Annotated in this window: 19 protein-coding genes; 17 read left to right on the forward strand and 2 right to left on the reverse strand. The window is 51.1% G+C overall.

Going from position 1 to position 22,611, the window contains the following annotated elements; translation table 11 throughout:
• Positions 1–234 precede the first annotated feature (234 nt).
• The 5 genes from L7E55_RS08870 to hydG are packed head-to-tail and all read left to right on the forward strand — an operon-like array spanning position 235 to position 5,714.
• The gene (locus tag L7E55_RS08870) at positions 235–498 is read left to right on the forward strand and encodes a TM1266 family iron-only hydrogenase system putative regulator (protein WP_277443829.1); all 264 of its coding nucleotides are present in this window, start codon (positions 235–237) and stop codon (positions 496–498) included.
• A 12-nt stretch (positions 499–510) separates the two neighbouring features.
• A complete protein-coding gene (locus tag L7E55_RS08875) occupies positions 511–1,929 on the forward strand; it encodes an aspartate ammonia-lyase (RefSeq protein WP_277443789.1) in 1,419 nt (472 codons plus the stop codon).
• Between the two features lie 5 nt (positions 1,930–1,934).
• Complete coding sequence (gene hydF / locus L7E55_RS08880) at positions 1,935–3,167, forward strand: [FeFe] hydrogenase H-cluster maturation GTPase HydF (protein ID WP_277443790.1); 1,233 nt, start codon at positions 1,935–1,937, stop codon at positions 3,165–3,167.
• Positions 3,168–3,218: 51 nt separating this feature from the next.
• Positions 3,219–4,271: a [FeFe] hydrogenase H-cluster radical SAM maturase HydE gene (gene hydE / locus L7E55_RS08885; protein ID WP_277443791.1), complete on the forward strand. Its 1,053-nt coding sequence runs from the start codon at positions 3,219–3,221 to the stop codon at positions 4,269–4,271.
• 36 nt (positions 4,272–4,307) lie between these two features.
• A complete protein-coding gene (gene hydG, locus L7E55_RS08890) occupies positions 4,308–5,714 on the forward strand; it encodes a [FeFe] hydrogenase H-cluster radical SAM maturase HydG (RefSeq protein ID WP_277443792.1) in 1,407 nt (468 codons plus the stop codon).
• 13 nt (positions 5,715–5,727) lie between these two features.
• Here hydG and L7E55_RS08895 read toward each other — a convergent pair whose 3' ends face one another.
• On the reverse strand, positions 5,728–5,913 hold the full coding sequence (locus L7E55_RS08895) for a hypothetical protein (RefSeq protein WP_277443793.1): 186 nt from the start codon (positions 5,911–5,913) through the stop codon (positions 5,728–5,730).
• A 180-nt stretch (positions 5,914–6,093) separates the two neighbouring features.
• Complete coding sequence (gene spoVT / locus L7E55_RS08900) at positions 6,094–6,630, reverse strand: stage V sporulation protein T (protein WP_277443794.1); 537 nt, start codon at positions 6,628–6,630, stop codon at positions 6,094–6,096.
• 386 nt (positions 6,631–7,016) lie between these two features.
• On the opposite strand from spoVT, the gene L7E55_RS08905 reads away from it, so the two are divergent.
• From L7E55_RS08905 to L7E55_RS08960, 12 genes are all read left to right on the forward strand, one after another.
• Positions 7,017–8,576 (forward strand): methyl-accepting chemotaxis protein, encoded by a 1,560-nt coding sequence (locus L7E55_RS08905; RefSeq protein WP_277443795.1) that lies wholly within the window; start codon positions 7,017–7,019, stop codon positions 8,574–8,576.
• Positions 8,577–8,741: 165 nt separating this feature from the next.
• Positions 8,742–10,037, forward strand: coding sequence for a metallophosphoesterase family protein (locus L7E55_RS08910; protein ID WP_277443796.1), 1,296 nt, complete (start codon positions 8,742–8,744; stop codon positions 10,035–10,037).
• On the forward strand, positions 10,037–13,231 hold the full coding sequence (locus L7E55_RS08915; protein WP_277443797.1) for an AAA family ATPase: 3,195 nt from the start codon (positions 10,037–10,039) through the stop codon (positions 13,229–13,231). The genes L7E55_RS08910 and L7E55_RS08915 overlap by 1 nt, the downstream gene beginning before the upstream one ends.
• 183 nt (positions 13,232–13,414) lie before the next feature.
• Positions 13,415–13,993: a flavin reductase family protein gene (locus L7E55_RS08920; RefSeq protein WP_277443798.1), complete on the forward strand. Its 579-nt coding sequence runs from the start codon at positions 13,415–13,417 to the stop codon at positions 13,991–13,993.
• Positions 13,994–14,021: 28 nt separating this feature from the next.
• Positions 14,022–14,573 carry an O-acetyl-ADP-ribose deacetylase gene (locus L7E55_RS08925; RefSeq protein ID WP_277443799.1) on the forward strand — a complete coding sequence of 184 codons (552 nt, stop codon included), beginning with the start codon at positions 14,022–14,024 and terminating at the stop codon, positions 14,571–14,573.
• A 156-nt stretch (positions 14,574–14,729) separates the two neighbouring features.
• Positions 14,730–15,836 carry a glycine cleavage system aminomethyltransferase GcvT gene (gene gcvT, locus L7E55_RS08930; protein ID WP_277443800.1) on the forward strand — a complete coding sequence of 369 codons (1,107 nt, stop codon included), beginning with the start codon at positions 14,730–14,732 and terminating at the stop codon, positions 15,834–15,836.
• 13 nt (positions 15,837–15,849) lie between these two features.
• Positions 15,850–16,230, forward strand: a complete 381-nt coding sequence (gene gcvH, locus L7E55_RS08935; protein WP_277443801.1) for a glycine cleavage system protein GcvH — start codon at positions 15,850–15,852, stop codon at positions 16,228–16,230.
• A gap of 3 nt (positions 16,231–16,233) precedes the next feature.
• A complete protein-coding gene (gene gcvPA / locus L7E55_RS08940) occupies positions 16,234–17,577 on the forward strand; it encodes an aminomethyl-transferring glycine dehydrogenase subunit GcvPA (RefSeq protein WP_277443802.1) in 1,344 nt (447 codons plus the stop codon).
• A gap of 181 nt (positions 17,578–17,758) precedes the next feature.
• Positions 17,759–19,204, forward strand: a complete 1,446-nt coding sequence (gene gcvPB, locus L7E55_RS08945) for an aminomethyl-transferring glycine dehydrogenase subunit GcvPB (protein ID WP_420852032.1) — start codon at positions 17,759–17,761, stop codon at positions 19,202–19,204.
• Positions 19,205–19,674: 470 nt separating this feature from the next.
• Positions 19,675–20,025, forward strand: a complete 351-nt coding sequence (locus tag L7E55_RS08950; RefSeq protein WP_277443804.1) for a hypothetical protein — start codon at positions 19,675–19,677, stop codon at positions 20,023–20,025.
• A gap of 204 nt (positions 20,026–20,229) precedes the next feature.
• Complete coding sequence (locus L7E55_RS08955; RefSeq protein WP_277443805.1) at positions 20,230–21,687, forward strand: alpha-amylase family glycosyl hydrolase; 1,458 nt, start codon at positions 20,230–20,232, stop codon at positions 21,685–21,687.
• Positions 21,688–21,808: 121 nt separating this feature from the next.
• Entirely contained in the window at positions 21,809–22,591 is a 783-nt protein-coding gene (locus L7E55_RS08960) for an alpha/beta hydrolase (protein ID WP_277443806.1), read from the forward strand.
• Positions 22,592–22,611 lie beyond the last annotated feature (20 nt).

Raw genomic sequence — 22,611 nt, forward strand, 5'->3', positions numbered from 1 at the left:
TGAAGGAGGCATTGATTCTCAAGCTGAGTAGTGATAAAATAAGCATAGCAAGCTAGATTTTACCTGAGGGTATGGGGTTTTCCGTGCCCAAGGGTCACAAATTCAACTCTGCGAAAAAGGGAAGTCCCTGCTCTCAAGGAGAAAGTACATCAGTTTTAGCTTAGCAGCCCTTTTTTCGCATTGTTGCGGGAAAAGGGCTTTATTTTTATAAATCACAAGAGGATGGTGATGGTTTTGGAAGAACGCATCGGGGTTATCGGAATAGTGGTGGAAGACCGCGAGAATGCCGCCCGGAAGATTAACGGCATTCTTAGCGAGTTTTCCGAAATAATAGTCGGGAGAATGGGAGTACCTTACCGGGAGCGTAATCTATCTGTTATTTCCCTGATCATTGACGGTACAACTGACGAAATTGGGGCTATGACCGGAAAACTGGGCGGTATTAAGGGTGTTCAGGTAAAATCGGCATTGGTTAAGAAAAAGCCGTCGGTAGATTAAATGGAGGTTGCCATGCAGTACCGTATCGAAAAAGACTTGCTGGGAGAAATGCAAGTGCCGCGGGACGCCTATTATGGTATCCATGCCGCAAGGTCGGCGGGCAACTTCCCGGTTTCCGGCATGAAAGCGCATCCGGTTTTGATCCGGGCAATGGCGCAGGTTAAGCAGGCCGCGGCCCTGGCCAATATAAGCGCCGGGCTTCTGGACCGGGAAATTGGAGCGGCCGTGGCAGCCGCCGCAGCCGAAGTGGCTGCCGGGGGTCTGGCTGACCAGTTCATCGTAGATCCGTTTCAAGGTGGCGCCGGTACTTCTGTCAACATGAATGTGAACGAGGTAATCGCCAACCGGTCCATCGAAATAATCGGCGGCAATAAGGGAGATTACCATTTGGTGCACCCGCTGAAGCATGTAAACCTATCTCAGTCTACCAACGATGTTTTCCCTACCGCCTTGCGGGTAGCCGCAATCGGCATGGTGCTGGAGTTGAGCGACTCACTCGCCGGTCTGCAAACCGCCCTCCAGGACAAGGAGGCGGAATTTGCCGGCGTCCTCAAGTTGGGGCGTACCGAAATGCAGGACGCGGTCCCTGTGACGCTGGGCCAGGAATTCAGCGCCTACGCCGAGGCTGTCGCCAGGGACCGCTGGCGGCTGTATAAAGTGGAGGAGCGGCTGCGCCAGGTCAACCTCGGGGGGACGGCGGTGGGCACCGGCTTGAACGCTGATTTGAACTATATTTTTAATGTGATTGAGGAATTGAGGATGATTACGGGATTTGGTCTGGCCAGGTCGGAGAATACTGTCGACCTGACCCAGAACGCCGACGTTTTTGTTGAGGTCTCCGGCCTTTTGAAAGCATGCGCGGTCAATCTGGCTAAAATCGCCGGGGACCTCAGACTGCTCTCTTCCGGCCCGCTGGGCGGTTTGGCCGAGATCAACCTGCCGGAAGCGCAGGCTGGTTCCTCCATTATGCCGGGCAAGGTCAATCCGGTAATGACTGAAATGGTGACCCAGGTCTCATATCAGGTGATGGGAAACGATCAGGTGATTGCCTATGCCGCGTCCGCCGGCCAACTCGAATTGAACGCTTTTTTACCTCTCATAGCGCACAACCTGTTGCAATCCCTGGAAATATTGAACAACGCGGTGAACATATTTAATATAAAGTGCATCAGGGGGATTAAGGCTGACGAGGCCAGGTGCCGGCGCTGGCTGGAAGAAAGCCACGCCTTCATCACCGCCTTGACGCCGCACCTGGGATATGAGCCAGCCGCCAATATGGTGCGGGAAGCGGCGCTCAAGAAAAAGCGGCTAAGAGAAGTGCTCCTTGATTCCGGCCTGTTAACGGAGGAAGACTTGGAAGAAATACTTACCCCGGGTGAACTAACCAGGCCGGGTGTAGCCGGGTCCAGACGTTTAAAAAAGGAGGGTTGATTTGCATGAGTGCGGGAGGGCTGAATGAGACGCCGCGCGGCGAGAGGTTGCACATTGCCATTTTCGGCAGGCGCAACGCGGGGAAATCAAGTTTAATCAACGCCCTGACCAACCAGACGATCGCCATCGTTTCCGAAGTGCCCGGCACCACTACTGATCCGGTGTATAAGTCAATGGAGATTTTGCCGGTTGGGCCGGTGGTGATCATTGACACAGCCGGCATAGACGATTTGGGTGAACTGGGTGAGTTGAGGGTAAAAAAGACATTTGAAGTGCTTGATAAAGCGGATTTAATGCTCCTGGTTGTGGATCCCGGGCAGGACACGGGAGATTATGAGTCAAGCCTTGTCGGCAAAGCTAAGGAACAGGGCGTGCCGGTGATCGGGGTATTGAACAAGGTTGACCTGAACCCTGGGTTAACGCCGGAAGAGTTAAGCGAAAGGCTGGGTGTCCGGGTGGTGCCGGTTAGCGCGGTGACCCGGCAGGGTATTGAAGATCTGAAAAAAGAAATAATCAAGTCAGCGCCCAAGGAATGGGCTTCCCCGACGATTGTCGGCGATTTGATCAACCCTGGCGACACCGTGGTTTTAGTAGTGCCGATTGACTTGGCGGCTCCCAAAGGCAGGCTGATTCTCCCCCAGGTGCAGACCATCCGGGACATCCTCGACAACGACGCCTGCGCCATGGTGGTTAAAGAGCGGGAATTAAAGCAGGCGCTCCAGGACCTGAACCGTAAGCCCAGGCTGGTGGTCACCGATTCACAGGCCTTTTTGAAGGTGGACGCCGACACCCCCGGGGATATCATGCTGACCTCTTTTTCCATTCTGTTTGCCCGCCATAAGGGCAACCTTGAGGCGCTGGTATCCGGGGTGCGGGCGGTGGACCGCTTGAAACCGGGAGACCGGGTCCTGATTGCGGAAGCTTGCACTCATCACCGTGTGGCCGACGATATCGGCACTGTGAAGATTCCCCGCTGGCTGCGCCAACGGGTGGGCGGCGAGCTTCATTTTGAGTGGGCCAGCGGGATCGAAATGCCGGCGAATTTAAACCGGTATCAGCTAATCGTCCATTGCGGCGCGTGTATGATTAACCGCAAGCAGATGCTGCACAGAATAGCGGAAGCAGTTGGAGCAGGGGTGCCCATAGTAAATTACGGCGTGTTAATCGCTTACCTGCACGGCATATTAAAACGGGCGCTGACTCCTTTCCCTTCCGCCGGCCGGTTGTTGGAAAGGTAGCAGGACGAACATGCGCCGCGTTATATGTCCGAAGGTCGAGGAGTGGATTGGATGAGAGCGGAATTTATTGAAGCGTTGGGAAAAGCCGCTGATTTGCAGGAGTTGTCGAAAGAAGAGCTGGTTGTTCTGATTGACGCGGATAAGGAAGAAAGCGCCGCTCTTTTTAGCCTTGCCGATCAGGTCCGCCAACAATTTATGGGCGATGAGGTACACATCAGGGGTATCATTGAATTCTCCAACCATTGTACGAAAAATTGTCTTTATTGCGGTTTGCGGCGTGATAACCGGCAACTTTCCAGGTACAGGATGACTATAAGCGAGATATTGGAGAGCGCCCATAAGGCCGCCGGATTGGGCTGCCGGACCATTGTGCTCCAATCCGGCGAAGACAGCTATTATACGGCGGATATCCTTGCCGATACTGTATATTTATTAAAAAAAGAGATGGATGTTGCGGTTACGCTTTCTATTGGTGACCGGCTGCGGGAAGAGTACCAAAAAATGCGTGAGGCAGGCGCCGACCGCTATTTGCTCAAGCACGAAACTTGCGATGCGGAACTCTTCGCCGGCCTGCGGCCGGGCACCAGCCTGGCGGATCGGGTAAATAGGCTTAAATGGCTTGGTGAGTTGGGATTTCAGGTCGGCTCCGGGAACATGGTCGGATTGCCCGGACAGACTGTGGAAACTTTAGCCGGAGACATCCTTTTGATGCGCGAGACGGGGGTGGAAATGGCCGGAATCGGGCCGTTTGTTCCAAACAGTCAAACTCCCCTGGGAGAATGCCCCGGCGGGACACTGGCGCTGACATTAAAAACACTGGCCGCCGCCCGGCTCGCGCTGCCCCGTGCGCACATGCCCGCCACCACGGCCACCGGTACAATTGACCGGCGCGGCAGGGATAAGGCGTTGCGGTGCGGGGCGAACGTGATTATGCCGAATATGACCCCTCCCGCGTACCGGGCAAGCTACCAAATATACCCCGGCAAAACCGGGTTGTCCGACACCCCGGAAGAAAGCTACGCCAGGGCAATGAAAATAGTGGAAAACGCGGGCCGCCGGGTGGGTACGGGTTACGGGCATTCTCCAGACTATTGCACAATATAAACTTTACCTGTTACAAAAAATTAAGGAGTGATTAATTTGGCGATATCAAAGGCTGATTTTATCGATGACGCTCTTATTGTCAGGTTGTTGAATGAAGCTCGAAACGTTCCCCGCGAGGCGGCGCAGCGAATCATAAAAAAAGCGGGAGACGCTAAAGGTCTGGCGCCTGAGGAAGCGGCGGTGTTGCTGCAGGTGGATGACCCTGACTTGCTGGCTGAAATATACCGCGTCGCGAGCAAGATAAAAGAAAATATTTACGGGCGGCGCCTGGTCTTTTTCGCGCCTCTTTATATCAGCAACTACTGTGTCAATAACTGTGTCTACTGCGGTTACCGGCGGGACAATAATTTCCGGCGTCACAGACTTTCCCGGCAGGAGATTATTCAGGAAGTCAAGGTGTTGGAGGACATGGGCCACAAGCGCCTGGCTGTGGAATGCGGTGAAGACCCGGTTAATTGCCCGATAGATTATGTGTTGGAATCTATCGATACTATTTATTCAGTTAAAGAAAAAAGAGGCAGCATCAGGCGGGTTAACGTGAATATTGCCGCCACCACCGTTGAAAACTATAAACTTCTCAAGGAAGCGAAAATCGGCACCTATATCCTGTTTCAAGAGACTTACCACCGGCCCACCTACGCTGCGGCGCACCCTTCCGGCCACAAGTCCGGCTACGACTGGCACACCTGCGCGATGGACCGGGCGATGGAAGGCGGTATAGATGATGTCGGTTTAGGGGTATTATTCGGCCTGTACGATTACAAGTATGAAGTGATGGCAATCCTGCTGCATGCTTTGCACCTGGAGGAAGTCTGCGGCGTCGGCCCGCATACGATTTCAGTGCCGCGCCTGAAGCCGGCGGCGGGCATGGACCTGAACTCCTTCCCCTACCTGGTGCCGGACGCTGACTTTAAGAAAGTAGTCGCGATCATCCGGCTGGCGGTGCCTTATACGGGAATGCTCATTTCCACCAGGGAACGCCCGGTATTTCGGGATGAGCTTCTCTCCGTGGGCATTTCCCAGCTCAGCGCCGGTTCCAGCACCGGCGTCGGCGGGTATTGCAAGGATAAAATGGGCATAAGTGAAGGGGACGAAGCTCCCCAATTCAAACTTGAAGATCTGCGCAGTCTGGATGAAGTTGTCCGCAGCGTTTGCCGTTCCGGTTATATTCCGAGCTTCTGCACTGCTTGCTACCGGAGCGGCCGGACTGGTGACCGCTTTATGCCGCTAGCAAAGAGCGGGGAAATTCAAAACGTCTGTCAGCCCAATGCCATTCTAACCTTCAAAGAATTTTTGCTGGATTATGCTTCGCCTGAAACAAGGCAAGTGGGCGAGGAAACAATAGCCAGGCATCTTGAGCTTGTTGGCAGGCAAGCGGTAGCGCGGGAGGTGGAACGCAGGCTGGAGCAAATTACTGGTGGGGCAAGGGACCTGTACTTTTAAGAAAAACAAGTAGTCAGTATTCAGTAGTCAGTATAAAATGATTATTTCCTTTACTTGCGATTTCAATAAACAAGTCAATCGCCGCCTTTGCAGCGGCGCTAGTCCGGTCCGAAACAAGCTGAGGTGCTGTCGGCGCGGAATTAATTGGGGACATTCCTTCCCTGATTTCCCAAAAAACTTTCGTTTTTAGTTTAACCAAGGAAGGTGTGTCCCCTTTCCTCTGAGTGAACGGTGATAACGCTGTGCCTAGATAATAGTTACTGTTTATCGTCCCAAAATATTCTGGCTACTGACTACTGGCTGTTGAACAGCAGCCAAAAAAAACAGGCTTTGCCGTTAGGCTAGGCCTGGGGTAGCCGCTTCGAGTTTTTGCCTGGTTCTATGATTCCATTTGTTTCGCCAGGAAACCGGCAGCGGTTTCAGCAAGTTTGGTTTCCAGATTGCCCATTTGTACGTCTGGTTCCTTGGTTGCGAGAATTACCGCGCCAACTGCGTCACCTGATGCTATTATGGGCGCGATTATCGCTGAGTTGTAATTAATATCTTCATCGGAAGTTAAGTAACAAGGTTCATTGAATACAGCCATTTTTCTCTCTGCCATTACGTTTTCCACGATATTGCCGATCTGTTTGTTCATAAGCTGCTTTTTCGGGGCGCCCGCCACTGCGATGATCGAGTCTTTGTCTGCGATGCAAGAGATATGGCCCAGAGTTTCATTAAGGGAATCAGCATATTCTGTGGCAAACTCGCCTAATTCGCCAATGGGCGAGTATTTCTTTAAGATTACCTCACCTTCCCTGTCGGTGAAAATCTCGAGGGGATCTCCTTCTCTAATCCGCATCGTCCGCCTGATTTCCTTTGGGATTACCACCCTGCCCAGATCATCGATTCGGCGCACGATTCCAGTTGCCTTCATCTTCTTTCACCCCCTTTTTTAGATTTATTATACGCAAGCGAAAGATTAATTAATCAAGTTAGGAAAAAAAATCTTTATTCAAAATATCAGCCGCTACGGCAGGAATAATGAGTTTAGTAAGAAAAATCGGCAAAATGACCATGGGGACATTATGATATGCAAATTATGGCAAGAAATATTTTGCAATTTTTTTCTCAAATGGAAGGATCCCTTTTGATATTGTAGAATTTTATGACATAAAGTCTAAATTCCGGCTGATGGTTTACATGGTAAAGAGTTCTAACCATAATTGCGATATCTCAAATGAGGGAGGTGATAAATAGTTCAATACGGGATGAGCTCACAGAGAGATAAAGGATTCGGAAAAGGGGAGGCGTCAAGCAAGTATGACTATTCGTCTTAAACTGGTATTAATGGTTTCACTCGTACTGATACTGCTTGTAACAATTATTGGCGTGTATTCTGTTAAATCAATGAACAACCGCTTAATTGAGTCAGCCCAGTTAAAATTAAAGTCTGATCTGAATATGGGTAGCGCCTTACTCGACCAGCGGTATCCCGGGCCTTGGTCGATCAAGGATGATCAGATCTATAAAGGCGAGACAAAAATGAATGAGAATTATGAAATGGTTGATCTGATCGGCAGCTATACCAGTGATACTGTAACTATTTTCCAGGGTGACAAAAGAGTGGCCACAAACGTAAAAACGCCTGAGGGACAGCGGGCGATCGGTACCAGTGTCGCCGGAGAAGTAGCCCAGGCAGTGCTGAAGGATGGCAAGACTTATATAGGCAAAGCCCAGGTGGTGGGAACATGGAACCAAACCGCCTATGAGCCGATCAAAGACGGGCAGGGAAAAATAATCGGCATTTTTTACGTTGGGGTGCCAAACAGTCTTTACGACCAGACGGTCGAAAAGTTCGCTTTCAGCATTCTCTTTGCGGGGATAGTTGGACTAATATTAAGTTTGGCGATTTGTTATTTCACGCTACAACAAATTTTTGCAAAACCTCTTACCCGGTTTATTGAATTTACAGAAAAAATCTCTGAAGGTGACCTTACCAAAGAGCTCGATTACAAATCTAATGATGAACTTGGGAAGATGGCGCAATCGTTTAACTATATGGTCAGCAGCTTAAAAGAGCTGATCAAGCACACCGTCACGAGTAGTGGAGTAATAGCCAACTCAACAGAGCAGTTGGTTGCCCAGGCTGAGGAGACATCCGCCGGAGCTAGCGAAACGGCAGCATCAATCAGCCAAATGGTAACGACGGTTGGTCAAGTGTCGGACAACACTCAATTGGTTTCTGAAGCGTCGGAGAAAGCTAACAACTATGCGAAAAGCGGCAAGGATAAAATTGATTCTGCCATTACACAGATGAATACGATTAGTGAATTCACGGCTCTTACCGCTGATACAATCGAGGATTTAGCCAAAAATACTGAAAAGATTACCCAGATTGCTGAGTTGATTACCCAGATTTCCGGTCAGACAAATTTGCTGGCTTTAAACGCGGCTATTGAAGCGGCGCGCGCGGGCGAACATGGCCAGGGATTTTCGGTTGTAGCCGAAGAGGTGAGAAGACTGGCTGAACAATCCTCGGAAGCCGCCAACGAAATTAACGAAATCACCCGCATGATCCGGGGTAAAGCGGAAAATGCGGTTCAGATGATGGCCGACAGCCAGCACAAGGTGCGTGACGGTTCTTTAACCGTACAAGAAGCCGGTACGGAGTTCACCCGGATTTATGATGTTGTCTATGAACTGCATTCCCGGTTTCAGGAGGTTTCGGAAGCTGCCATGCAGATGTCCACGGGGATCGGTCAAGTTGTGGGCACAACCGATAGGCAAACGTCGGCAATGGACGAAGTGTCAAATACCGCTCAGGACCTGGCCGGGTTGGTTCATAAGCTGGAAGAGGTTACCAGGCGGTTTAGGGTATAAATTGAATACTGAGTCCCTGAATAATAAAGTTTATTGGTTTTAATTGAAAGCCGGACTTGATAAAATAGAATGAGTCCGGCTTTTGCTAATGATGATGCTAATAATGATTATTGCGGCGTTAACTTATCTCAGTCTCAGGTAAGTAAGCGAATGGAGGGCTATGCTTTGGGAAGTGGCAGCTTAACTTTTGTACATGCCGCAGACTTGCATCTGGACAGCCAGTTTAAAGGCTTGGAACGGGCTGTGTCCGGCGACGGGAGGATGCCTGATTGTGTTTTACGCCGGTTGAGAAACAGTTCCTTTGACGCTTTTAGCAATATCGTGGATCTGTGCATTGATAAAAAAGTTGATTTTTTACTGTTGGCAGGAGATATTTACGATGTCGCCGATAAAAGCTTGCGCGCTCAACTCAGGTTCAGAGATGGTCTGGCCAGGCTGGCCGACGCCGGCATACCGGCCTTTGTTGTTCATGGCAACCATGATCATTGCTCCGGGTGGCGGGCGGAAATTAAGCTGCCTGATACTGTTCATATTTTTTCCGATAAAGATGTGGAGTCAAGACCGGTGGTCCGGGACGGGCGGGAGATTGCCAGCGTATCCGGCATCAGCTATCCCGGGCGGGCCGTGGTTGAGAATTATTCCAGCCGCTTCGCGCGCGGCGCCGGGACTCCCTTTGCGATTGCTCTGTTGCACTGCAATGTCGGTGGTATTGAAGGGCACGAAAATTACGCTCCATGCAGGTTGGACGACCTTCTCCGGAAAGGTTTCGACTACTGGGCGCTGGGACATGTTCATAACCGGGCGATTCTCAACCCGGCCGGGCCTTGTGTTGCTTACCCCGGGTGCCCGCAGGGCAGACACCCGCGGGAAACCGGAGAAAAAGGCTGTTTGCTGGTTCGTGTGACGGAAAACAGTGATGTGGCGGTTGAATTTTTCTCTACAGCCCCGGTCAGGTGGGAATCAGTGGCTGTATCTATTGAGGGAATTGCTGATGATCTGACTTTGTTGGAAAATATAGAGGACAAGCTGTTCCGCTTTAGGGCGGCTGCGGGTGGGAAACCAATCGTGGCGCGTGTATTGTTAAACGGGCGGGGATCTCTTCATAAGAACCTGGTCCGCGCTTCATACGCTGAAAACCTGGTTCAGGAGTTGAGAAGCCGGCTGCCCGCGGCAGAGGAAGACTTTTTGTGGCTTGATTCGGTGCGGGTTGCCACCAGCGCGGAGGTGGACAAAAATGAACTGGCCGATACCGATACCTTGCTGGGCGATTTCCTGAGCCTGGTTAAGAAAGGGCGGGTTAACCAGGATTTAAAAGCGGAGCTGCGCAAAACGCTGGCTGCTTTGATTGAGCACCCCCGGGCGGGGCGGTATCTGACTGTGCCGGATGATGATGAATTGGGGGAATTGCTTGAAGCGGCCGGGGATTTAGCGGTGGATTTGCTCTGGGACGGTGAAGAATAGTGCGCCTGGCTGAATTGATGGCGGACGGGTTTGGCATCCTGCACGATTTGCACTTGCGGCGGGAAGATCTGGACAAAAACATCACGATAATATACGGGATGAATGAAGCCGGCAAATCTACCTTGATGGAATTTATCCGGGTGATGCTTTTTGGATTCAAGGTTAAAGGCGGGCGTGTTTGGGAGCCGTTGCGGGGCGGCAGCCCGGGCGGTTTTCTCGTTTTCGCGGACGAAAACGGGGAGTCTATCAAGGTCGAGCGGAGGCTGCGCGGCAGACGGGGGAAGGTTGTCGTGACACTGCCGGGCGGTGCGGCGGGGGATGAGACGTTCCTGGCGGACAGGATTCTTCGGGGCATTACGCCGCTGGTGTTCCGTAATGTGTTTGGCTTTGACGTGGAAGAAATGCGCCGTTTGAAAGAACTGGAAGCCGGAGAGGTAAGTGCCCATGTGTACGGCGCCGGCGCCGGACTGCGGGCGGGCCGGCTCACGGCCGGGACAAACCGCTTGCATGAGGAATTGAACGACCTGTTCAAGCCTGCCGGGACGAAGCCCGCCATCAATCAATTGATCAAGGAATTGGAGAATGTCGAAGCAGTTGTCCGCCTGCTACAGAAGGAACCGGAACAGTATGATCGGTTGAAGCAGGAAGCATTGTCTTTACGGGCGGACAGGGAAAGATTGGAGCAGGCAAGAAGGGATGCGGAGTCGCGCAAACGGCGTTTGGAAGCGGTAATCATAGCGAGGGAAAGCTGGTTGCGCCTGAAAGAAGCCCGTTTGCAGCTTGCTAATTTGCCTCACGTATCTTCTTTTCCGGAACCCGGTGTGGAAAGACTGCAGGCTCTTGAGGATAAAGCGCGGGACCTCGTTCTTGCCCGAACTGACACGGACATGCTGGCAAACCAGTTGCAAAGGCGTATGGATAACACTTTGGTTGAATATTCGCTGCTTGAATATTCCGCTGAAATTAAAGCCCTGGAAAATGAACGCGGCCTCCAGTTGGAAAGGCTGCGGCGGTTGCCGGAACAGGTTGCTGAGGTTAAACATGCAAGGGAAGAATACCATAAGCAAATATACAAACTGGGCAATGAATATGATCAGACGCGGCTGGCATCAATAGATACTTCTTTGTCCGCCAGGAAAATAGTTGAAGGTTATAAACAGAAGTTTACTGCAGGGGAAAGCCGGCGCGAAAACCTCAGGGGTGAGATTGCCCGTTTAAAGAACAACGCCGGAGATAAAGAATGGATATTCCGGAACGCCACGGCTGAACTGGCTGCGCACAAAATCCCGGTTCCGCCTGTGGACCAGCCGCCGGCCGGCCGTGAACAGGCGCTGGATGTTCTTGAAAGTGGAATGAGGCGACTCTTTCAGATAAGAGCCGGCCTTGAGTCGTTGCGCGTCCGTCTCGCGGAACTGGAACAGCAGAAAAGGAATGCGGAAAGTGAGCTTGATACGCTGCAATCCCGGCTTTTGCCTCGCTGGCTGCAGATTGTTATGCCGGTAGTCCTAGCGGTGTCTATTACCGCCGCCTTTTTCGGCGGGATAATCTCAGGTTTTCTGACACTGGCCGCGGGGGTCGCGTTTTGGGCAACGGTGATGCTGGCCGGGCGTCATGCGGCTGTATTAATGGAAGCGCGCCGCACCAGGCTGGAGGAAAATCTTTTAAATATCAGTCAGCGCATTAACGGTACGGCCGGCGAGATAGAACAGCTTTCACGCCGGGAAAACGAACTGGCTGAGGAGTTGAAAGCAGCGGCCATGACCGCGGTGGGCAAGCCGGTGGTAGCGGAAGAAGAAATCGCCGCCGCCCGGCGGGCGCTGGAGGAAGAAAAACTGGCTCTGGCGCGGGCGGAGGACCTCAAACGCGTTGTGGCACAGGCAAAGAATAATTTAGACATGGAATTGCAGAGACTGTCCGGTGCTGCTAAGGAGCTTGAACAGGCGGACAGGACTCTGGCTAACCTTGGCGGAGAGTGGCTTGACTGGCTGAAAGAACATGGTTTGCCGCAGGGCCTTACCCCCTCCGGAGCCCTGGTGTTCTTTGACGCTTGTGAAGAAGCGGAAAAGAGTTATATTATATGGCAGAAGTCTCTAGCGTTGGAGAAAGAAACGCGGCAACAGAGCGAAGCATTTTTAACAAGGCTGAACAACTTGCTTGCCAATGTCGGATACGACGCTGTTACTATGGAAACAGCCTGTGACAGGACAATCAGGCTGGGTGAATTGTTGTCGGAAACCGCCAAGCTGGCTGAAGGAAAAGAACACTTACAGGCGGAGCTGGATGGGTTGCGCGAGCAAAAACTACGGCAGGAGAACGCTTTGCACACCTTGCAAAAAGAATTCGAAGCTTTACTGGCTGCGGGCGGTGCGATTGACGCGGAGGATTTCCGCCGCCGGGCGTTTTATTACAATGAAGGAAAGCGGCTGGCGAGGGAAGCTCAAACCTTTGAACGGGATTTAAAGATCATTGCCGGTTTGCCCGGGGAAAGCGCTCAACTGGAGCGAGAATTAGAGCAATCTGTAGGAACAGATCATGAGCGGGAACTTGACAGTATTGCAGCCTTGATTGGGGAGTTGGAAAAGAAAATAAAAGAAGCCGGGGAACAAATCGGCAGGGTGGATAACCAGATCGCTTTGCTGGAGAATGGGGAAGAACTGGCCATACGTTTACAGGAGAAAGAAATGTTAATTGCCTCCATGCAGGACAAAGCGCGGGAGTGGCAAGTGCGCGCCCTCTGTTTGCGCCTGTTGAGAATGGCTAAAGAGCGTCATGAGCGTGAACGGCAGCCGGCGGTTTTGCAGAGAGCTTCCGGATATATCAAGCCGATGACCGGTGGGGCGTATACCATGGTAATTGCCCCTGTGGGCCGGGCTGATATGCTGGAGGTGGAGTCGCCGCATGGCGGCAGGGTGGCTGTGGCCGGACTTAGCCGTGGCACGGCGTCACAACTTTATTTTTCAATACGTCTGGCTCTCGCCCGCCAGTACGGCAGTGTAGGCCTGCCGGTTATTCTGGATGATATCTTGGTGGACTTTGACCGCGAAAGGCTCAGGGGCGCGGTGAAAGTGCTCGGGGAATTTAGCCGTGAACGGCAAGTCATATTGTTTACCTGCCATGAGCATATCCTTGAAGCGTTCAACGAATACCCGGATGATTTTGGATTAATCCGGCTGCAAGACGGTGTGAAAATATGAGCCGCGCATGACTTCCAAAGGTTTGAAGACGAGGTTGCCTGTAATGGCAATAACGGACCGGAAATTAATCTGTACCCGGGAAGGTTAGTTTTTATACTGTGAAATTAGTTGTAAAAGGTATATAATTAAGTATCATTCGTATATTACTAATTTTATCAAAATAAATTAAAAAAATTAAAGGGGATGGTTTCAGTTACCATTAAGAAGATAACCAAAGTGCCTTCGACGGTTCTTTTACCAATTCCGACCGTGCTGGTAACATCTGTCGGAAAAAACAGCAAGCCGAATATCATTACTATCGCCTGGACAGGAGTGATGAACTCCGAGCCGCCGGTAGTGTATGTCAGTGTCCGCCCCATAGGAAGACATTCTTACGGGCTGATTAAAGAGTCCGGGGAATATGTGATCAACATTCCTACTGCCGCTCAGGCCAGACTGGTGGACTATTGCGGGACAATATCCGGCAGCGAAGTGGATAAATTCAAGGAAACAGGTTTTACTCCGGTGCCCGCTACCCACGTGAGAGCGCCTCTGATTGCGGAATGCCCGGTTAACCTTGAATGCAAAGTCAAGCAGGTAGTACCGCTGGGCAGCCACGACGTGTTTATCGCTGATGTGCTGGCTGTGCACTATAATGAAGATGTGTTAGATGAAAAAGGACGTCCGGATCCGGATAAAATCAAACCCTATGGTTATTGTCTGAATGAATACCGGCAGATGGCGGGTAAGCTCGGTTCCTTCGGCTATTCGAAAAAAGCGTAAGTTATTTGATAATGTCAGGAGGCTGCGGGTGGAAACCTTAGTTGGCAAGACTCTTTTGAAAATCATTAAAGGTGATATTACCGTCCAGAACACCGAGGCGGTTGTAAATGCGGCAAATTCCGGCCTGCTGGGTGGAGGGGGAGTGGATGGCGCCATCCACCGTGCCGGGGGGCCGGCGATTCTTGAGGAATGTATAAAAATACGCTCCTCGCAGGGAGGTTGCCCCACAGGCCAGGCCGTGCTTACTGGCGGCGGGAATCTAAAAGCCCGTTACGTGATTCATACTGTCGGCCCGATCTGGCATGGCGGAAATAACAACGAAGATGAGCTTCTCCGCGACGCCTACCTGAACAGCCTGACCCTGGCTAAGAAGCACGGAATACGCTCTGTTTCCTTCCCTTCCATCAGCACGGGGGCATATCGTTTTCCAGTTGGCCGGGCGGCGGGGATTGCCCTGCGGACAGTGCGTGATTTTATAAACATGGATAAAAATTTTGAAGAGATACGTTTTATACTGTATACTGAGCAACTGCTGAAGGAGTTTGAACTGGCTTGGAATAAAATGGAGCATGATGAGTGACAAAGAGCCGGAACCAATTAAAACTGGCTCTTTTTTATAATAACCATGTAATATTGTATACCGTATATTATGCTTAGGAGTATATTCCCTGACGGGTCGCATTGAAAGAAGATAATTGGTTATCGTAAAGGTAAGTTGGAGGATTAAGGGGGAAACATGAATACATTGCAAAAGACACCTCTGTACGAAACCCACCGCCGCAGCGGCGGCAAAATAGTCGAGTTTGCCGGGTGGGCGCTGCCGGTGCAGTACAACAGCATTCTGGAGGAACACGAAGCGGTGCGTTCCCGGGCCGGCCTATTTGATGTGTCCCATATGGGCAAAGTGACGGTCAGGGGAAAAGGAGCTTTTGACTTTCTCCAAAGAATCACCACCGGGGACATCGGGGTTCTGGTGGATGGGCAGGCGATTTATTGCCTGATGTGCTATCCGGATGGCGGCGTGGTGGATGACATTCTGGTGTACCGGTTTGGACCCGGAGATTTCTTTCTCGTGTTTAACGCCGCCAATACTGAAAAGGATTATAACTGGCTGAAGCAAAATAATACGGATGGGGTAGATATAGTAAATGTTTCCGAAAAATTTGCTCAATTAGCCCTGCAAGGCCCCCTGGCCGAAAAGATTTTGCAAGCTTTGACTGATACTGATCTGCAAGGTTTAAGGTTTTTCCGTATGCAGTGTGACGTGAAAATCGCGGGAGCCAAGTGTATGGTTTCGCGAACAGGCTATACAGGTGAGGACGGTTTTGAAATATATACAAGTCCTGACAGCGCGCCGGCTTTATGGGATGCCATATTGGAAGCGGGGAAGCCTTACGGTGTTGTTCCGGCCGGCCTGGGCGCCAGGGACTCGCTGCGCCTGGAAGCCTGCCTGCCTCTTTACGGGCACGAGTTGTCACCGGATATTACACCTGTCGAAGCGGGGCTGGGGAAGTTTCTCAGATTTGAAAAGCAAGATTTCATCGGTCGCGCCGCTCTCGCCGCCTGTTTGTCCAAAGGGGCGGCCAGAAAGATGGTTGGTTTTGAAATGGAAGAACGGGGCGTGCCCAGAGCAAACTATCCGGTTGAATCCGGAGGCAAAGAGATTGGTTTTGTTACCTCCGGCGGTTACTCGCCGACCTTGAAGAAAAACATTGGATTAGCGCTTATTGAAACGGCCTGCGCCGGACAAGGCGATAAAATTGACGTGGTGATCAGGGGCAAAAGGCTTAAGGCGGTAATCGTCCCTATCCCGTTTTATAAAAAACATTATAAAAAAAAATAGGGAGGATATAAGCATGAACATCCCGGCTGATCTGAAATACTCCAGTGAGCATGAGTGGGTCAGGGCGGAAGGAGACGAGGCGTCAATCGGTATTACCGACTATGCGCAGCACGCTCTGGGTGATATTGTTTTTGTCGAATTGCCCGAGGTTGGGGAAGAAGTCGGCGCGGGCGAGGCACTCGCGGTGGTTGAGTCGGTCAAAGCCGCTTCGGACGTCTATTCCCCGGTAAGCGGCAAAATCGCAAAGGTCAACGAGCGCCTTTTCGCGTCACCGGAACTGGTTAACAGCGACCCCTACGGGAGTTGGTTTGTGGTAGTGTCGATGTCCGATCCGGGCGAGTTGGACACCCTGCTTTCCCCGGAGGAGTATGTCAAGTTATGCGAGGAGGAATGATCGGTGTACCCGTATCTTCCCGTTACCAGCGAAGAACGCCGGCGAATGCTGGAGACTGTCGGTGTTGAATCAATAGAGGAATTGTTTGTCGACATACCGTCCGTGGTGCGCTGTAAAGGCCGCTTAAATTTGCCCGGCCCCCTTTCGGAAATGGAAATGGTACGTCATATGAAAGCCCTGGCGGGGAAGAATAAAAATCTGGATGATTATGCCTGTTTTCTCGGCGCGGGAGCGTACGACCATTATGTTCCCAGTATAATCAACCACATCCTCCTGCGCCAGGAGTTTTATACCGCTTATACCCCGTATCAGCCTGAAGTGAGCCAGGGAACCTTGCAGGCTATTTTTGAATACCAGACCATGATCTGCGAATTAACCGGGATGGAGGTATCCAACGCTTCTGTGTATGACGGAGCCAGCGCCCTGGCCGAGGCCGTGGCCATGGCCTGCCAGGCCACCCGGCGTGGTGAGGTCATGCTTTCCCGGACGGTTCACCCTGAAGCCCGGGAAGTGGTCAAAACCTATTCCCGCTTCAGCGGCGTCAGTATCAAAGAGTTGGGTTGTCAAAACGGCCTTACCGGGCTAAGAGAGGCTGAAGAGCGGATTAATGACCAAATAAGCGCAATTGTGGTGCAAAACCCGAACTATTTCGGGGCGCTGGAAGATCTGACCAAGTTCGCTGAGCTGGCACACCGGCATAAAGCTCTGCTGATTGTCAGCGCCGACCCGATTGCGCTTGGCTTATTGAAGCCCCCCGGTGAGACCGGGGCGGACATCGTGGTGGGAGAAGGACAGACGCTGGGCAATTCATTAAGCTTCGGCGGGCCGTATTTCGGCTTTATGGCCACTACTGAGAAGCTGATGCGCCGGCTGCCCGGCCGGATTGTCGGCCAAACTACCGACAGCGAGGGCAACCGGGGTTTTATCCTGACTTTGCAGGCCAGGGAGCAGCACATCAGGCGGGAAAAAGCCACCTCCAATATTTGTTCCAACCAGGCCTTGTGCGCTCTGGCCGCCACCGTGTATTTAACCGTACTGGGGAAAAAAGGACTCCGGCGAGTCGCCGAGCTATGTTTGCAAAAGGCCCATTATACTTACCGCAGTTTGCTGGAAACCGGCAAGTTTGCTCCAACCTTCACCGCCCCGTTCTTTAAAGAGTTCGCCGTAACCAGTCAAGAAGACACCGCTGTAGTGAATGCCCGCCTGATGGAAAACAAGATTATCGGGGGTTATCCTTTAGACCGAGATTATCCTGAGCTAAAAAATTCACTTTTAGTTGCCGTGACTGAAAGCAGGACCAGGGACGAGATAGACCGGCTGGTTAAATATAGCGTGATAACAAAGTGAAATAAAATATGGAGGTACAGTGCTTGAATTTACCTTGTAGGTGGCGATACACTGTGTTCAGGAGTCAGAAGTCAGGAGTCAGGATAAAAGAATGGTTAATTGTCGTCCAATATTCTGAATTCTGACTCCTGAATTCTGAATACTTGAATAGTACTTGAATAGTAATGGAGTGAAGATTGTGATGGAACTTATCTTTGAACAAAGCGTTCCGGGCCGGACCGGCATCTCCCTGCCTGCCATAGATGTTCCTGAAGAGGAAATAGAAAGCTTGATTCCCGCCGAGTACCTGCGACAAGAGCCGCCCGGCCTGCCGGAGGTCAGCGAGGTGGAGGCGGCGCGTCATTTTACCCGGCTGTCCCGGCGCAACTTCGGGGTTGACACTGGTTTTTACCCGCTTGGTTCCTGTACGATGAAATATAATCCCAAGGTCAATGAGGATATGGCGCGCCTGAACGGATTTGCCCGGATTCACCCTTATCAAAGCGCGGATACGGTTCAGGGCTGTCTGGAATTGCTTTACCATATGGACCGTTGTCTTTCTGAACTCACCGGAATGGCCCGGGTGTCCCTGCAACCCGCGGCCGGCGCCCATGGTGAACTGACCGGCCTGATGATGATTAAAGCTTACCACGAAAACCGGGGCGAGGGTCACCGTAAAAAGATTATTGTACCTGATTCCTCTCACGGCACTAATCCCGCTTCGGCTCAGATGGCCGGCCTGGAGATTGTTGAAATAAAATCCGGCAAGAACGGCCGCGTGGATCTGGAAGAACTGAGGAAAACTGTTGATGGTCAGGTTGCCGGGATCATGCTGACCAACCCCAATACCCTTGGCATTTTTGAATCTGATATTAGAGAAATAGCCGATATCGTCCACAGCGCGGGCGGCCTGCTCTATAACGACGGGGCCAACGCCAACGCCATACTGGGGATATCGACCCCGGGCGACATGGGTTTTGACGTTGTTCACCTGAATTTGCATAAAAGCTTTGCCGCGCCACATGGCGGGGGCGGCCCAGGCTCCGGCCCGGTGGGAGTGAAAGAGCGCCTGACGCCTTTCCTGCCCAAGCCTCTCGTGGAAATAAAGGAGGACGGCAGCTATTATCTGGAGTACAACCGCCCTTTGTCTATCGGAAAGGTCAAATCTTATTACGGGAATTTTGGAGTAGTGGTCAAAGCCTACGCCTATATCCTGGCCATGGGGCCGGAAGGTTTGCGGCGGGTGGCGGAAGACGCCGTGCTGAACGCCAACTTTTTGATGAAGAAGCTCAAGGAATATTATGATCTTCCCTATGATCAGGTTTGCAAGCATGAGTTTGTGCTGTCAGGCGCCCGGCAGAAAGAAAAGGGTGTGAATACCGAGGACATTGCCAAAAGGCTGCTGGATTATGGCTATCATCCGCCGACCGTTTACTTCCCTTTAATCGTTAAGGAGGCGTTAATGATTGAACCGACGGAAACGGAAAATCTGGAAACCCTGGAGAGATTTATCGATGCCATGATCCGGATTGCCACGGAAGTCGAGCAAGAGCCGGAAAAGGTCAGGCTTGCCCCGCATACTACCGTGGTCGGGCGGCTGGATGCGGTGAAAGCGGCCCGCAAGCCGGCTTTAATATGGAAATCATAAGAAGTCAGCGCCGCCTTGCGCGAGGGCTTTAGCAGCGCATTGGGAATTGAATTGGAGCCGGCACGGCTAACGTCTGAGGAGGCGCGCCTTGCAAGGGAACTGGCAGACGCAAAATACAAATCGCAGGAATGGAATAATAAATATTAACCGGTGCCGCTTAAATTCGAATCGCGTATTAGAACACCAACTAACGGTTGATTTAATATAATTATATATATACCAGTAAAGGTGTGGTTGCATTGACATTGCCGCCTACGGAAGAGATCCAGCATGACCTTTTGTTGACTATTATAGTGGCTTTATTTATTCTTTTCTCAACAGGGATCGCGGGACCTTCAAGAGTGCCCCCGGCTTAAGCAGGGACGCAACCAGATGTTGGCCGTTCTTATATAGGATATAAGAATCGCAATAGCACCCGGGGGTCCGGTCGTTTCCTCGCCATAAAGTAGGCCGTTAAAGGGGATTTTTTCATGCTATCAAACAACGATCTTAATATATTGAAGGAACAGATCATGGCTCAACTGGGACAGGAAACACCTTTTTCAACTAAAAATGCCAAGAAAACTGACATTTGTAATAATGGGAATAATAAAAATGCGAATAACATGCTTCTTAATCTCACACCGCAAAAGATTTTGGTGATTGCCGGGCTCTTAGGGGGCGCGTTAGAGGTAAAGTATGTTTTAGTGGACAGGGATCAAATAATTAACGTTCTCCTGGATGGTTCGTTAAAGCGAAAGACCAAATTAGATAAAATGCTGGATGAAATCGGAGCAATGCCCTTTGATGACGTATTAAGGGCTGTGTTGGGGAGAGTATAATAATAAGTTATCCCATATGTTTTTCGCCGTAAAACCGCGATCCTTTGATGCGTTAGGAAATGCGGTTTTATAGTTTTACGGTGATAATTAATCTGATAATGACTCATACTTTGCGCGGGGGGTTTTACTATAAACCGGACGGAAGGGATATCCCAGGCTGATATTATTTACTTCATTCTGATTGACCGGTTCTGTGGCAGTGGGGTGTTTTGCGGCAGTTCAGCCGGTCCGGAGCAGTACCACGGAGGGAATTTCGCCGGGATCATGGAAAAGATCCCTTATTTAAAGCATCTCGGCGTTACAGCTTTGTGGATCACCCCGGTCTATCTGGGTATCGGCGGCATCCACGGCGCGGCGGGGCTGACTGAAGGCTACCATGGTTACTGGCCGCTTGATTTTGAACGGATCGATACGCATCTTATTCCTGATACAGTGGATAACGGCAGGGATAAATTGAAAATGCTGGTCGAGCAGTTGCATGATAACGGGATTAAAATTATCCTCGACGTAATTGTCAGCCATACCGGATACCATAATGAGAATTACCATAATTATCCCCACCGCCTGCCCGCGCACTGGTTTAAAAAACATCAGGACGACTTGCCCTTCGGCCTGCCGGCCCTTGATCACGGGCAGGCCGATGTCAGGGATTATTTTGTGAACAATATTATCGACTGGATTGAAGATACGGGAATAGACGCCATCAGGCTGGATTCAGCCAGACATATAGACCAGACTTTCTGGTACTATTTTAAGGCGTATGTGCGGGGGAAATACCGGAATATTTTTTTTCTGGGCGAAGTGCTGGATTTTGATGCTGATTCCGTGTCGAAATACCAGAGGGAACATGATTTTGACTCTCTTTTTGATTTCCCCTTGTGTGGCAATATTATTGATGTGATGATCCGGAACGAAGATAATAAGCCGCCGGAGCACCGTAAGGGTATGTGCGCCATAGCCGGGCCGCGCGGCGCTGCCGCCCCTGAAACGCCCGGGGTGCTGGATACCGACTGGAAATATAATAATGCCAACCGTCTGGTCACACTTGTGGATAACCACGATTTGGAGAAAAGAGTAATGAGCTGGGCGGTGAATTATTCTAACGGAGACAGAAGCGAGGCGGCGAATCTGGTTGTTTATGTTTTATCATTTTTGTTGACCACCAGGGGTATACCTCAGGTATATTACGGCACGGAAATCGGCCTGGAGGGTGACCGCTGTGCGGGTGGGGACGCTCGCCTGCGCATGGATATGCCATGGGAGAAAATCGACCCGTCAACATTGGAGCCTTTTCCTGGTTATTCTGTGGAAAGTTTTATTTACCGCAGCTTGCGCAAATTAATCAGGCTTCGCCGGGAAAACGAAGCACTTCAATACGGCTATCTATTCACCCTTTACTCCAGCTTTGACGTTTATGTTTACATGAGGGAGTTCCGCGGGAATACCATCATCGTGGGCTTGAACAACAGCCGGACTGATCGGTCCGTTAGGATAGATATTGCCGTAAACCTGAATGTACCTGGCCGGATTAAGAAAAATTTTGCCGACCGCCGGATCATGGTAAATCTCATGGATACTTCTGAGACAGTAGAATACCTTCCTTCCGGTAAATTGGGAATGAACATCAAGGGGAAGCAAGCGCTGATCCTTAAATTAGTCTGACGTCTGTTACCTTGACAAGGACCTTGCTATTTCCTATCATTAATTTGTTAACTTATTAGTATCTTCATACCTACGTTGCCGAGGCTGTGTGGAAACAAAATGATAAAAGAGGCGATATGAATTGGGGCGTTCGTTTGTCTGGAATAAGGTGAAATACCCCAATTGGACAGGTCTTAAACTGTCAGGAATTCTTTATGCCGGTCCGGCTGAGGGTACAATAGTGGTTGTTTGCCATGGCTTTACCGGAAGCAAGGAGGGTGGCGGACGGGCGGTCGCCATGGCGGAGGAATTGGGTTCGCGTGGATACGCCACTCTGCTTTTTGACTTTAGCGGTTGCGGAGACAGCGAAGGTGATTTTGCCGACGTTTGTCTCACACGGCATATAGGGGACGTTAAGTGTTCAGTGGATTTTTGCCGCGGTCTTGGTTTCAACAGGGTTGTCACGGTTGGCCGAAGCTTTGGCGGGACGGCGGCTATTGGCCTGGGTAGGGCTGGCGGCGATGTGGCCGGTGTTTGCACCTGGTCGGCCCCGGGCGCGTTAAGGGAAGTATTCACTCGTTTGCGTGTCCAAGCGGCCGGCGAGGATAGCGATATGATCAGATTGTCGGAAGAAGAGGATGCGTTACGGATAAAAAAGAGTTTTATCACTGATCTGGACAGGTATGATATATTCAGCCGGGCTGCTCTGATTGCGCCTAGTCCGCTGCTGGTTATCCACGGGAGCAATGATCAGGTGGTCCCGGTAGATAACGCCTGGTCGATTTACAAAGCTGCCGGTGATCCGAAAAAAATTCAAATTATCCCTGAAGCCGACCACCAGTTTACCGGAAGTCACCTGAAAGTATGGGAAGTGTTCTTTGAGTGGCTGGCAGAGCACTTTCCAACGAACATGAATTGTAGTTAAATAACTAAAATTTAACAATG

The organism is Pelotomaculum isophthalicicum JI, from assembly GCF_029478095.1.
GTDB lineage: Bacteria > Bacillota > Desulfotomaculia > Desulfotomaculales > Pelotomaculaceae > Pelotomaculum_D > Pelotomaculum_D isophthalicicum.

What these genes read in the sequence shown, in the direction of transcription:
- L7E55_RS08875 (WP_277443789.1), top strand. Translation starts at nt 511, where the DNA reads ATGCAGTACCGTATCGAAAAAGACTTGCTGGGAGAAATGCAAGTGCCG.
- hydF (WP_277443790.1), top strand. Translation starts at nt 1,935, where the DNA reads ATGAGTGCGGGAGGGCTGAATGAGACGCCGCGCGGCGAGAGGTTGCAC.
- hydE (WP_277443791.1), top strand. Translation starts at nt 3,219, where the DNA reads ATGAGAGCGGAATTTATTGAAGCGTTGGGAAAAGCCGCTGATTTGCAG.
- spoVT (WP_277443794.1), bottom strand. Translation starts at nt 6,630, where the DNA reads ATGAAGGCAACTGGAATCGTGCGCCGAATCGATGATCTGGGCAGGGTG.
- L7E55_RS08905 (WP_277443795.1), top strand. Translation starts at nt 7,017, where the DNA reads ATGACTATTCGTCTTAAACTGGTATTAATGGTTTCACTCGTACTGATA.
- L7E55_RS08920 (WP_277443798.1), top strand. Translation starts at nt 13,415, where the DNA reads ATGGTTTCAGTTACCATTAAGAAGATAACCAAAGTGCCTTCGACGGTT.
- gcvT (WP_277443800.1), top strand. Translation starts at nt 14,730, where the DNA reads ATGAATACATTGCAAAAGACACCTCTGTACGAAACCCACCGCCGCAGC.
- gcvH (WP_277443801.1), top strand. Translation starts at nt 15,850, where the DNA reads ATGAACATCCCGGCTGATCTGAAATACTCCAGTGAGCATGAGTGGGTC.
- gcvPB (WP_420852032.1), top strand. Translation starts at nt 17,759, where the DNA reads ATGGAACTTATCTTTGAACAAAGCGTTCCGGGCCGGACCGGCATCTCC.
- L7E55_RS08950 (WP_277443804.1), top strand. Translation starts at nt 19,675, where the DNA reads ATGCTATCAAACAACGATCTTAATATATTGAAGGAACAGATCATGGCT.